We start from the raw sequence: 12825 nt of genomic DNA on the forward strand, positions 1-12825 counted from the left end.
GGTCTTTTCTCCTTTCTGTATCTGCCGGACAGGATACATATAATCGCTCATGGTGAAGCATGTCTCTGGTATCACAAGCTCGGAGCTTGGGTAAGTATTTTCTGTTATTAGACAACGCGCTGGTTATTTTAGGCTTTTTCGTGGTTTTTCCGTTGATCTCGATCCGATTTGTCGATCAGCTTGGCTGGGCGGCAATGGCCGTCGGCCTGGCACTCGGCGTTCGTCAGCTTACGCAACAGGGACTGGGCATTTTTGGCGGGGCGATTGCTGACCGGTTTGGGGCGAAACCCATGATTATCACCGGCATGTTATTGCGCGCGGCAGGCTTTGCCACGATGGCGATGGCCGATCAACCGTGGATCCTGGTCTGTTCGTGTATTCTCTCCGGTCTTGGCGGCACGTTGTTTGATCCGCCGCGTACCGCGCTGGTCATAAAACTGACCCGTCCGCACGAGCGCAGCCGCTTCTTCTCCCTGATGATGATGCAGGACAGCGCGGGTGCCGTCATTGGCGCACTGATCGGTAGCTGGCTGCTGCAATATGATTTCCATTACGTGTGCTGGACCGGAGCCGCAATCTTTTGTCTGGCCGCGGCCTGCAACGCCTGGCTGTTACCGGCTTACCGCATTTCCACCCTGCGCACCCCTATGCGCGAAGGCATGATGCGCGTGCTGCGCGACCGTCGTTTTCTGGCCTACGTGCTGACGCTGACTGGCTATTACATGCTGACCGTGCAGGTGATGCTGATGTTGCCGATTGCGGTCAATGATGTCGCGGGCAGCCCGTCGGCGGTGAAATGGATGTACGCCATTGAAGCCGTACTGTCGCTGACGCTGTTGTATCCGATTGCCCGCTGGAGCGAAAAACGTTTCCGTCTTGAACAGCGCCTGATGTTCGGTCTGCTGATCATGACATTGAGCCTGCTGCCGGTCGGGCTGGTTACCTCAATCAATCCGTTATTATTGCTGATTGGCTTTTTCTACATTGGCTCGATCATCGCCGAACCGGCGCGTGAAACCCTGGGTGCATCTCTGGCCGACGCCCGCGCACGCGGCAGCTACATGGGCTTCAGCCGTCTGGGACTGGCTCTGGGCGGCGTCATCGGTTATACCGGTGGCGGCTGGATGTACGACACCGGCCGTGCGCTCGAACTGCCTGAATTGCCGTGGTTATTACTCGGCGTCGTTGGCTTCATCACCCTCACCGGTTTGTACTGGCAGTTCAACCTGCGCCGCATCGAACCGGCCATGCTCAGCGGCAGTTGATCTTCCGTAATTTCTTATGCAGTACCCTGATGGAAACCGCGTTCCAGAGAATGCGGTTTGATCTCACATCCATCTATACCCATACTGAATCATAGCGTTAGACAAAATCCGAACCTACATCCGGCAGTTTTCATGCACCCTACAGGTCACCGCCGGCGATAACAGGAGCTACGTACTATGAGACTTTACGTTTACGAACATTGCCCTTTCTGCGTGAAAGCCCGCATGATTTTCGGTTTGAAGAACATCCCGGTTGAGATCAAGGTGCTGCTCAACGACGATGAAAAAACACCCATTTCAATGGTGGGTAAAAAGATGGTGCCTGTCCTGCAAAAAGAGGATGGCGGCTTCATGCCGGAAAGTATGGATATCGTGCATTACATCGACAAAAGTGACGGTAAACCGCTGCTGACCGGCCCGCTGAACGCGTCTGTTGCCGCGTGGTTGCGTCAGGTTTCTGAATATACCGGACGTCTGTTGTTGCCGCGTTTTGCCACCGCACCACTGGAAGAATTCTCCACGCCGGAAGCCCGTAAATACTTCGCCGATAAAAAGCAGGCTGCCAGCGGCAGTTTTCAGGAGCATCTGCAACATTCCGAAGGTCTGGTGAAGAAAATCAGTCAGGATTTGCGCGCACTCGACAAACTGATCGTCGAGCCGAATGCGGTGAACGGCGAGCTTTCCGAAGATGACATTAATCTCTGGCCGTTGCTGCGTTCGCTGTCGATTGTGCAAGGCATCGACTGGCCTTCACGGGTTCAGGCCTACCGCGATAATATGGCGAAACAGACTCAGGTAAATCTTCTCTCCCGTCTCGCAAGCTAAGCCCGTTATACTTTTTGCCGGAAGTCCGCTTCCGGCAATTTTCCCTTTTATTCCCTCCCTTCAGCACTTAGGCTAATCAGCGTTGTCTGATTGGAGCCATGATGCTTTACGGTCATGCTGACGAAATAGTTTTTACGTAATGAGGGAAGAATGACAAAGCGATTTCTGGGTGCCGCAGTACTGATGTGTGCCAGCTTACTGGCAGGCTGTAATCAACTGACGCAGTACACCATCAGTGAGCAGCAGGTGAATGATTACCTGCAAAAGAACAACAACTTTGAAAAACAGTTGGGCGTTCCGGGACTGGTGGATGCCAAACTGGTGCTGACCAATCTCAGCAGCCAGATTGGCCGGGCTGAACCCGGTATCGTGACGCTGACCGGCGACGCCCATGTCGATGTATCCTCACTGTTCGGCCCGCAGAAAGCCGATATGCGCCTGACCCTGAAAGCGCATCCAACTTATGATCGCGAGAAAGGCGCCATTTTCCTGCGGGATATGCAGGTGGTGGATTACACCATCAAGCCTGAGAAAATGGACAACGTGATGAAAGGCCTGATGCCTTATCTGAACAATTCGCTGAACACCTATTTCAACCAGCGTCCGGTTTATGTGCTCAATGGCGATCACAGCAAAGGTGAAGCGATGGCGAAGAAACTGGCGAAAGGAATTGAAGTGAAACCGGGTCAGTTGGTGATACCTTTTACTGATTAGTCTGAGTAAACCGATAATAAGAAAGCCCGGCGTGATGACTCACCGCCGGGCTTTTTACATGCTGTGTTCAGGATTACTGGTCGTCTTCTTCCGCGTCATCCAGATCCGGCGGCAGTTGCTCTTCGAGTTCGTCGCGCATCGCCTGCAAGGCTTCGCGGCTGATTTCAGACAGCGTGCGGTAGAAACCGCTGGTTGCATGGGCTTCCACTTTACCGAGGAATTTACCGCACCACGGGAACAGGTAGTCATCAAACAGCGTAATTTGCGCGCTGACTTCATCTTCCTGCGACTGATCTTCCAGCCAGGAGGCGGCCAGTAACATGGCACCGAAATGATCAGCAGGCGTTTCGCCCAGCGGCATACCGCGCTGTTGCAGGAATGTGCGCACATCCATTTCATTTGCGCCGTCAACGTAATCACTGCGGAACGGCGATACCGCACATTCTGAACCGACAAACAGACGGTTAAATTCAGCGGCCAGCGCTTGCGGATTGGCACTTTCCTGCAAGCGGATCAGCAATGCATCTTGCTCCAGCGGCCAGTGTTCACGCAGCTTTCCGTCCTGAATCAGACCAAACAACGGAACCAGCAACGGATCCTGCGGCTGACGGTAAAACAACGTGCCCAGCACGCGGCAGACAATCGAAAATTCATTCATAACAGTAACCTGCTCAGACAATGAAAAGGGTTAATCCCCCGCAATTTGGTCGCGACAATGTCACAGTTCGCTTAATTCAGCAATGGGCGCGCGACCCCGGGCCTCGAGAAAATCGAGGAAACGACGCGGGCTGACATTAAGAATACGGTCTTGCGGAAAATCAATTTCACGCAGGATACGTTCGCAATGTTCAAAGCCCCCGAGTGAATAAGCGATGTGCGAATCTGACCCCAGCGCCAGCCAGCCACCGGCTTCTTTTACTGCCAGCGCAATCGCACGGCAATTTGGCTCGCTGCCCGCACGTGAATGAATAAACGATGAGTTATTCAGCTCCAGCGCGACGTTATATTTCGCGGCAGCCGCCGCCACAGCAGGAATATCAATCGGGTATTTCGGGTTGCCCGGGTGCGAAATAATATGCACTTCACCCCCCGCCATCGCTGCAATCATCGCAGCGGTATGGGTTTCTTTATCGACGGGCTGCATCACCGGCTCATGGAAACCGGCAATAATCACGTCGATTTCTTTGAGCATCGGGCCGGTACAGTCGATATCACCATGAATGTTTTTAATATTCGACTCGATGCCACGCAGGATACCGATGCCATTCACCAGACGCGGCCAGACCCGCATATTCATAAAATGCCAGTAGTGCGGCGCATCAGCCATATCAGGACCATGATCAGTGATGGCAAACAGCTTAATGCCCTTTTCGGCGGCTTCATCAATGTAATCATGTAACGTGCTGTAGGCGTGGGTGCTGGCAACGGTATGCATATGTAAATCAACCGGGTAAGGCATGTACTCTCCTTGAAAGTATTCCGCTGCGGCAACATAACCGCAGCATTTATAATGTTAGCAGATGAATATCAGTAACCCCGGCCGGGATCGACACGTCCCGTCGGCTCGCGCCCTGCCTCTATCGCCAGAATGTTACTCACGATGCTGTCCATCGCCTGCTCCGGCAACGTATCCGCACCGACGTGTGGCGTGATGCTGACCCGCGGATGCGACCAGAACGGGTGCATGCCCGGCAACGGTTCTTCAACGAAAACGTCGAGCGTGGCAGCGGCAATCTGCCCGCTGTCGAGCGCACGCAGCAAATCGCCTTCCACCAGATGTCCGCCACGACCAAGGTTAATCAGGTACGCATTATGCGAAAGATTTGTGAACAGTTTATGATTGAGAACACCGGCGGTATGCGGCGTGTTGGGTAACAGATTGATCAGCACTTTGCAGCCGCTGGCAAACGCTGCCAACCGATCGTCACCATAGAAACTCTCTACGCCTTCCTGCGACTTGGCGCTGCGGCTCCAGCTACGCACGGTGAATTGCATATCCACCAGTGCTTTCGCCACGCTGCTGCCGAGCACACCGGCACCAAGAATACCGATAATGAATTCACTGCGTGAATGCGGAACAAGCGGGCGCCATTGTTTTTGTTGCTGGAAGAGCTGATATTCATCCATCCGGCGGAAATAACGTAATACCGTCGCCAGCGCATATTCCTGCATCTGCAACGCCATGCCGGTATCTTCCAGGCGCAGCAACGGTACGCCGGCGGGCAATGTGCCCGGCTGACGCTGTTCCTGTGTCAGGATGGCATCCACTCCCGCCCCCAGCGCGAAAATACCTTTCAGCATCGTGCGCGGCGCGAGCATGGCATGCGGTGGCCGCCAGACCAGCGCGTAATCTGCCGGGTCCTGATCATTCGCCTTCCACGCACGCACGTTGGCCTGCGGTAATCTTTTTGTTATTCCGTCAATCCAGGGTTTTGCATCAGATGTAGGGTGGTAAAAAATAATGTTCATCGGGGAAGCCTCCTGTGAACAGATAGATTTCCCTGAATATCATCGGGATGCAACCCTGTGGCGTAAAAAAGAACAAGCCCCGGAATTCGGGGCTTGTGAAGTGAGTGACGGAGACTGCGAATAAATCAGGCGGCAACCGGCTCACGGTGGATCATCCGGCGCAGCAGCGGGATAAGCACCAGCAGCACCACACCCGTGATAACGGAACCCCAGCCCAGCGCATTAAACACCTGACTGTAGCCCGGATTGGTCAGCGCTGGCGTACTGCCCGCGTTCTGCGGCATCAGCCCGGAAATGTAACTGGCCAGCACCGACGCCACGCCGGTGACCATCATCCAGCAGCCCATCATCACACCCTGATAACGCGGCGGTGCCAGCTTGCCGATCATCGCGTAACCGATCGGTGAAATCAGCAGTTCGCCGATGCTTTGCAGCAGATAGCTGAGGGCAATCCATTTAAACGCCACCAGGCCGTCGCCGCCCGCCAGATGAATACCCAACGGCAGCACCAGCATGCCCAGCCCCATACAGAACAGGGATGCGGAGAACTGCGCCGGAATATCGATGTTCCAGCCGCGCTGACGCAGGCGGTTGAACCACAGTGCCATCAGCGGCCCACCGATCACGATAACCACGGTATTAATGTTCTGGATCCACTGCGGTGCCACGCGGATACCATATACATTCAGGTTGATGTTGTTTTCAGAGAACAGCATCAGCCCCATGGGTGCCAGCTGATACAGTGTCCAGAAAACTAACGAACCCAGCGCCAGCAGCAGATACGCCTTCATGCGGCGGCGTTCATCCGCATCGCGATGGCGAAAAGTGACCAGCGCCATTAATGCGAAAATCACAATGCCCAGCGCGACCACAAAATAACTGCTGAATTCTGCGTGGGTCAGCAACATGCGGATAACCGGCACCAGTACAATCAGGATGGCAATACCGACCGCCATCCGGCGCAGTAACTGGCTGCGGCTGGCCTCTTTCAGCGGCGTGCTGATATCGGCCAGAATCGACCAGCGGGAAAGTGTCACCACAATCGCCGCGACATTCCCTAACGTGGCGAACAGGAACAGCGCGCGGTAGTTTTCACTGAGCTGGAAATAACCGGCGACCGCAAAGCCTATAAAGAAGCCCAGATTCATCCCGGCATAATTCCACAGGAAGGCCGATTCACGGCGGTCATCGTCCGGTGCAAAACGCTGGGTCAGCATCATATTCAGACAGGTCACATTCAGTCCGCTGCCGGTCAGGAACATGGCTAATCCCCAGTACAACCCGGTCACACCTTCCAGCGCAATCAGCGCACAGCCAAAGACCTGCAACACCATGCCGAGCACGAACAGATTACGGTTGCTGAGATAACGCCCGCCAAGGTAGCCGCCGAACATATGCAGCCCGTAGTTGAATGCGCCGAACACGCCCATGATGGCGTTGGCGTTATCTTCACTGAAACCGAGTTTTTTGGTGGCGTACAGGACCAGCGTGGAATACAGCACCGCAAAGCCGAGCGTTGCGAATGTCTGAACGAAGAATAATGTGCCCGCTCCGGCAGGAATTGCCGTCCGGTGTTGCGACGCGGTCGCGTTATTTGACTGACTCAAGAATAACCCCTGCCCTTATGTGATAAATAACCCTGCTTCAAAGGATGACTTGTACAGTTCTTATGCGAAGCATTTTTTCAGAGTGCATTGTTATACCGCTACCCTGAATGATTACCACAACATATCTTGCTATTTAGCCGTAACAAAAAGTGTTTGCGGGATAATTGTGCTTTCATGCAAAAATTCTACTTATTTATGCATTCTGATAAGCAATTTTAATCACGCCCTGCAACCAGATACCGGCTGTTCATCCTTAACGCATTTTTTGCTCTTTAAATCATCAGATTGCTCTAAGTTTGTCTAAACGGCATGGAACCTGCAAAAGAGTGTTGACGGTGAGGCGACTTTTCCCTACATTAGCGCCGGTCAGCAGCACTGCGGTGCAGCCGACGACTGGAGAGGTGTCTGAGTGGCTGAAGGAGCACGCCTGGAAAGTGTGTATATGAGCAATCGTATCGAGGGTTCGAACCCCTCTCTCTCCACCACATTAAACAAAAAAGGTTCTGATGAAAATCAGAGCCTTTTTTGTTTTTGGGCGCTTTCAAAATCCGCCAGCCACGGCATTCTCCCGGCGAACAGACTCTGAGCGCCTGACACAAAACGCTGAAAATTTTCTTGACCCTTCGCGGCGGTCTCCCTATAGTAGCGCCCCGTTGCAACGCGCGCGCTGTAACGAACACGGTGAGGTGTCTGAGTGGCTGAAGGAGCACGCCTGGAAAGTGTGTATACGAGAAATCGTATCGAGGGTTCGAACCCCTCTCTCACCGCCAAATTAAAGAAAAAGGGTCCTGATGAAAATCAGGACCCTTTTTCTTTTGGTGCAACGCATCCCGATAAAGGGAATGAGTTGCGGCTGAGATGCCATTAATACCCCACCCCGACCCTCCCCTTCGCAGGGGAGGGAGCTGATCGCGTTCTACTCTGCGCGCACCGTAAGCGGGTTTTTGCCCTGCTCCTCCCCCTGCGAAGGGGGAGGTTGGGAGGGGGTTTTGCAGCTACTGCGGTGCTTTTACTCATCACATTTTCATCAGCATCAGCCCTGCCCTTAACCCCAGCGCCACATTCGGATTCGGGAATAACACGACTTCTTCCTCTGCTTCAACCTTGTAGGTTTTACCGCTTTCTTTAGCAATGACAAACCCCTGCCTGAACGCTGTAAAATTCAGGGCATCTGCCGGGACAAATAACTCGAAATCTTCCTGTGACCGGATCACATCCTGCACCACACGGTAATGCACCAGCGGCGCGGCGGCGTCACGGGCAGGCATCGGTTCGCCACTCACCAGCGTTTGCAGCGCGCGGCGGATACCGGTGAACTGCGCGTGATCGTTACTGCCGAACGGCAGCGCTTTGCCCAGTTCCAGCGTGCAACTGTCGGCCTGAAAAACATCGCTGCTGAAATGCGTAAAAGTACCGCCCGGCGAACGGTGATGCACCAGCGCATCCAGCCCGGCGGCGTCGAGCCAGGCGAGCATCGCTTCGCTTTTCGGACGACTTTGTAAAGGCAGCAGCCCGAAGCGCACGTGTTTTGATCCGCGGATCGCCGTGTGCAAATCATAGTGGAATCGCTGCGTGGTTCCCGCCGCCGTGGCACTGCGGTAAAACAACGCCATCACCTGTTCGAGTTCCTGCGCCCGGCGGGTTTCATCATTCGGTGTATAACGCGCATGACGCCCGCCGAACATGCGGTTCATGTCAGCCTCCACAAACCGCTTATTGACACGCATTGACGGCGGATTGCCCAGTAACACCAGCAGCCGGACCCGCAACAGCCTTTCGCCTGACAGCAACTCGCTGACCAGTTGATTGAGCAGTTCAACCGGCGCAGTTTCATTACCGTGAATACCGGCGGAAATCACCACCGCCGCCTCGCAGGGCTGCCGCGGTGAAAGCTCGAGAATGCCTTCACCACGCCATTGCCAGTCCAGCGTTTCGGTTTGTCCGGCAGGTTCTTTCACCGCATCACCGGCAAGCGTCGTCGCCAGTAAATCAAACATACATTCACTCCTGTGATGGCTCAGCGCTGGAACGGATAAATCGCACCCAGCCCGAGAATATTGGTCAGTTCGTCGAGCGCAGTACGCACTTCGGTCAGAAGCTGTGGATCGGCCAGATCTTTGGCCTGCATCCGGTCACGATAATGCGTGTCCACCCAGGTATTGAGCCGCGTGAACTGACTGTCACTCATCAGCGAAGCCACATTGATTGCATTAAGTTCGTTGCGGTTGAGCGCGACACGCAGGCGCAAACACGCCGGGCCACCGCCGTTGCGCATGCTTTCACGCAGATCAAACACTTCAATCTGATCAACCGGGCCACCGCTGTCTTTCAGTGCTGAAAGATACGTCCAGACGCCGGTGTGCTGGCGGGACTCTTCCGGCACCACCAGCATCATTTTGCCGTCGGATTTGGTCAGGAGCTGGCTGTTAAACAGATACGTCGCGACCGCATCGTCGAGAGACACTTTTGACTGCGGCACTTCAATCGGGTGGAAATCCAGCTCAAGCGCCGCCATTTTGCGACGAATTTCCTCCAGCGCTTTGCCTGAATTCACAAACGCCTGCTCGTGATGGAAAAGCACGTTGCCGTTGCTGACAGAAATGACGTCGTTATGAAAAACGCCGCTGTCGATGGCTTGCGGATTTTGCTGAATAAACACCGTGCGCTTTTCATCAAGCTGATGCAAACGCGCTACGGCATCACTGGCTAAACGGGTCTGACGTGCCGGATAACGCACCGGTTCGTTGTCGCCGGTCGCCAGCCCGTCGCGTCCGTAAACAAACACCTGTACGCCGGGTTTATCGTACTCACCGCATAACCGGTTATGATTTGCCGCGCCCTCATCCCCCAGCGCCGCCACCTGCGGCAGCGCATCGTGATGGGCAAAATATTTATCGGCATGGAAGGTCGCGCGTAAAATGGCAGACGTGGTTTCTGCCTCAATGGCCCGGTGAAACTTATTATTCAGGTTGGCAACTGTGAAATGCACACGCCCGTCTGCACTGTCTGCCGAAGGCGACACCGTGGCCGCATTCGCCACCCACATGGAAGACGCCGAACTCAGTGACGACAGCAAACGCGGCGAATAAGCCTGCGCTTTAGTCAGCACTTCGCGATCGCTGCCACCAAAACCCATTTTGCGCAATGTGCTCAGATGCGGACGTTCATGCGGCGGCAAAATCCCCTGTGCAAAACCGAGATCGGCCAGCGATTTCATTTTCAGCAAGCCCTGTTTTGCCGCCAGACGCGGGTTCGCCACCGCATTCTGGTTTTTAGTCGAAGCTTCATTGCCAAACGACAGCCCCGCGTAATGGTGCGTCGGCCCGACTAAGCCGTCAAAATTTGCTTCACATCCAGACATTGCTGTCTCCTCAGGTTGTACGGAAATCAATACCAGGCGACAGCGTCGCAGGGAGTTCCAGCTTGTCTGTTTCCAGCGAGGCCATCGGCCAGGCACAATAATCCGCCGCATAATAAGCACTTGGGCGGTGATTGCCTGAAGCACCGATGCCACCAAAAGGCGCGTTGCTCGATGCGCCAGTCAGCGGTTTGTTCCAGTTCACAATGCCCGCCCTTGCTTCCAATAATAGCTGCTCAAACTGAGAGCGCTCAGCAGAGATAAGCCCGGTGGCCAGCCCGAAACGGGTCTGATTGGCGAGGGCGACGGCATTATCGAAATCGCTGTAACGGTAAATGCTCAGCAACGGGCCGAAGTATTCTTCATCAGGAATGCCCGCCACACCGGTCAGATCGATAATCCCCGGTGTCAGCAGGGTATTGAGCGGATCCGGGCGCGTCAGCAACAGCAGAGGTTTACCGCCCAGCGCCAGCAGTTCGTCCTGTGCTTTGAGCATATTGCGTGCCGCCACGTCAGAAATCACACCGCCCATAAACGGCTGCGGATCATCATTCCAGCCGCCCACGCGCAGTTGCATGGTGACATCGAGCAAACGCGCGATAAATGCATCACCTGCCGCGCCCTCTTTCACCAGCAGACGGCGTGCACAGGTACAACGCTGTCCGGCAGAAATAAACGCCGACTGAATAGTCAGATTAACCGCTGCATCAATATCTTCTACCGGCTCGACAATCAGCGCGTTGTTGCCGCCCATTTCCAGCGCCAGAATTTTTTCAGGCTGACCGGCGAGCTGGCGGTGCAACTGATAGCCGGTGCCCGCGCTGCCGGTAAATAGCAGACCGTCGATATTGCCGCAGGCCGCCAGCGCCTCACCGGTCGAACGACCGCCTTGTACCAGATTCAGCACACCTTCCGGCAGCCCGGCCTGTTGCCACAATTTCACCGTTTCCTCGGCAGTTTTGGGCGTCAGTTCGCTCGGTTTGAAGACCAGCGTGTTGCCCGCCAGCAAGGCCGGAACGATATGGCCGTTCGGCAGATGTCCGGGGAAATTATACGGACCAAAAACCGCCAGCACGCCATGCGGCCGGTGGCGCAGCACGGCTTCACCGTCGGGCATGGCGGTGTGTTTCTCGCCAGTGCGTTGCTGGTTGGCTTCCAGTGAAATCGACACCTTGCCGATCATCGCCTGAATCTCGGTCAGCGTCTCCCAGCGTGGTTTGCTGGTTTCCAGACTGATAATTTCCGCCAGCCGTGCTTTATGTTCCGTCAGTAAATCCGCAAAACGTTGAATCACTTCGGCGCGTTCGGCCACGGTTTTACGTGCCCAGGCGGGAAATGCCGTGCGGGCGGCTGTACAGGCAGCATCGACATCTTCCGCATTGGCGCTCAGTGCCGACCACAACAACGTATTATCTGCCGGATTGGTTTTGTTCAGTTGCGCGCCTTGTCCGCTGCGCCACTGGCCCTGAATAAAAAGTGCAGGTTGCATCATGCGAGACTTTCCTTTTTGAGAATAGGGGTTGCAGGAGCCGGTTTATCGCCGGGGAAAAGCGCCACGGCGCGCAGGGTATCGCCCTCGCGCAGGCCAAGCATGTCAGCCTCGCGGGAATTAAGCGTCAGTGAATCGGCTGAATCTCCGCCCGGCACCAGCAGGGCGCGGAAATGCTGATATTGCTCGTTGGCCACCAGGTACAGCGGCTCATCACGACCGCTGCGGTGTTCCGCCAGCCGCACTGGCAACAGACGGCTTTCTTTGACGGCGCGTAACTGATCGATTTCACCTTCGAGCGTCGGACCGGCATCGAAGATATCCACATAACCTTCGTAACGCAGCCCTTCACCTTCAAGTACGGCACGCGCCGGGGCGGTTTGCGGATGTACTTCGCCGATCACTTCACGGGCCTCATGGCTGAGCAATTCGGTATATAAAGGATGCTTTGGCATCAGTTCGGCAATAAAGGATTTCTGTCCCATGCCGGTCAGACGGTCAGCTTCGGCGAATTCCATACCAAAAAAATGACGCCCGACACTGTCCCAGAACGGGGAATGGCCGCTGTCGTCAGACATGCCGCGCATCTCCGCAATTACCTTGCGGGAGAAATACTCACGAAATGCCGCCAGAAACAGGAAACGGACCTTCGACAACAGTTGCCCGTTTTTGCCGTGACGGCAGTCCGGATCGAGGAACAGCGTGCAAAGTTCGGTATAACCGGTGTGATCGTTACTCAGAAACAGCGTCGGCACCGGCTTATAAATATTCAGGCTTTTGGAGGCGTGCACCAGCGTGCCGAGGCGGAAGTTGTACCACGGCTCACTCAGCCCGACCGCCACTTCAATAGCGCTGACGCCGACAACTTTTTGCTGTTCGGTGTCTTCGAGCACGAACAGATAGCCCTGTTCGCCTTTTTCCAGGCGACCTTCCCAGGTCGCCACTGAGCGCTCAATGCGCCCGCGTAAATGCGCTTCATCCTTGGGCAAAGACGTTAAACCGATGCCGGTTTTGCCTGACAACTGCAGGATATCGGCGAGATCGCCGGGCCGCACAGGTCGAATCAACATCATGATGCTCTACCTCATTTATCCCAAA

12 protein-coding genes and 2 tRNA genes are annotated in these 12825 nt (G+C 55.0%); 6 read left to right on the forward strand and 8 right to left on the reverse strand.

Annotated elements, in window-relative coordinates:
• Positions 1-59 precede the first annotated feature (59 nt).
• From mdtH to ABIC79_RS03365, 3 genes are all read left to right on the forward strand, one after another.
• Positions 60-1265: a multidrug efflux MFS transporter MdtH gene (gene mdtH / locus ABIC79_RS03355; protein WP_013575016.1), complete on the forward strand. Its 1206-nt coding sequence runs from the start codon at positions 60-62 to the stop codon at positions 1263-1265.
• A 177-nt stretch (positions 1266-1442) separates the two neighbouring features.
• A complete protein-coding gene (gene grxB / locus ABIC79_RS03360; protein ID WP_013575015.1) occupies positions 1443-2090 on the forward strand; it encodes a glutaredoxin 2 in 648 nt (215 codons plus the stop codon).
• 150 nt (positions 2091-2240) lie between these two features.
• A complete protein-coding gene (locus tag ABIC79_RS03365; RefSeq protein WP_354566573.1) occupies positions 2241-2804 on the forward strand; it encodes a lipoprotein in 564 nt (187 codons plus the stop codon).
• A gap of 73 nt (positions 2805-2877) precedes the next feature.
• Here the strand turns inward: ABIC79_RS03365 and ABIC79_RS03370 are convergent, their stop codons facing one another.
• The 4 genes from ABIC79_RS03370 to ABIC79_RS03385 all read right to left on the reverse strand — a co-directional run bounded on the left by ABIC79_RS03370 (position 2878) and on the right by ABIC79_RS03385 (position 6880).
• A complete protein-coding gene (locus tag ABIC79_RS03370; RefSeq protein ID WP_013575013.1) occupies positions 2878-3462 on the reverse strand; it encodes a TorD/DmsD family molecular chaperone in 585 nt (194 codons plus the stop codon).
• Positions 3463-3522: 60 nt separating this feature from the next.
• Positions 3523-4263 (reverse strand): phosphatase, encoded by a 741-nt coding sequence (locus ABIC79_RS03375; RefSeq protein ID WP_013575012.1) that lies wholly within the window; start codon positions 4261-4263, stop codon positions 3523-3525.
• A 68-nt stretch (positions 4264-4331) separates the two neighbouring features.
• Positions 4332-5273, reverse strand: coding sequence for a glyoxylate/hydroxypyruvate reductase GhrA (gene ghrA, locus ABIC79_RS03380; protein ID WP_013575011.1), 942 nt, complete (start codon positions 5271-5273; stop codon positions 4332-4334).
• Positions 5274-5398: 125 nt separating this feature from the next.
• On the reverse strand, positions 5399-6880 hold the full coding sequence (locus ABIC79_RS03385) for a peptide MFS transporter (protein ID WP_013575010.1): 1482 nt from the start codon (positions 6878-6880) through the stop codon (positions 5399-5401).
• Positions 6881-7275: 395 nt separating this feature from the next.
• Between ABIC79_RS03385 and ABIC79_RS03390 the strand changes: the two genes are divergently transcribed.
• From ABIC79_RS03390 to ABIC79_RS03400, 3 genes are all read left to right on the forward strand, one after another.
• Positions 7276-7365: transfer RNA gene (locus ABIC79_RS03390), tRNA-Ser, on the forward strand.
• Positions 7323-7466 carry a hypothetical protein gene (locus tag ABIC79_RS03395; protein WP_153375011.1) on the forward strand — a complete coding sequence of 48 codons (144 nt, stop codon included), beginning with the start codon at positions 7323-7325 and terminating at the stop codon, positions 7464-7466. Before ABIC79_RS03390 ends, ABIC79_RS03395 begins: the two co-directional genes overlap by 43 nt.
• Before the next feature lie 94 nt (positions 7467-7560).
• Positions 7561-7650, forward strand: a tRNA-Ser gene (locus ABIC79_RS03400).
• A 246-nt stretch (positions 7651-7896) separates the two neighbouring features.
• Here ABIC79_RS03400 and astE read toward each other — a convergent pair.
• From astE to astA, 4 genes are read right to left on the reverse strand one after another with little or no spacing between them, the layout of a single operon-like run.
• On the reverse strand, positions 7897-8877 hold the full coding sequence (gene astE / locus ABIC79_RS03405; protein ID WP_013575009.1) for a succinylglutamate desuccinylase: 981 nt from the start codon (positions 8875-8877) through the stop codon (positions 7897-7899).
• 20 nt (positions 8878-8897) lie between these two features.
• Complete coding sequence (gene astB, locus ABIC79_RS03410) at positions 8898-10241, reverse strand: N-succinylarginine dihydrolase (RefSeq protein WP_013575008.1); 1344 nt, start codon at positions 10239-10241, stop codon at positions 8898-8900.
• Between the two features lie 10 nt (positions 10242-10251).
• Complete coding sequence (gene astD, locus ABIC79_RS03415) at positions 10252-11730, reverse strand: succinylglutamate-semialdehyde dehydrogenase (protein WP_013575007.1); 1479 nt, start codon at positions 11728-11730, stop codon at positions 10252-10254.
• Positions 11727-12800, reverse strand: coding sequence for an arginine N-succinyltransferase (astA, locus tag ABIC79_RS03420; protein ID WP_013575006.1), 1074 nt, complete (start codon positions 12798-12800; stop codon positions 11727-11729). The genes astD and astA overlap by 4 nt, the downstream gene beginning before the upstream one ends.
• Between the last annotated feature and the right edge of the window lie 25 nt (positions 12801-12825).

Origin of the sequence: Rahnella sp. 2050 (genome assembly GCF_040544515.1) — a bacterium.
Classification (GTDB): Bacteria; Pseudomonadota; Gammaproteobacteria; order Enterobacterales; family Enterobacteriaceae; genus Rahnella; species Rahnella aceris.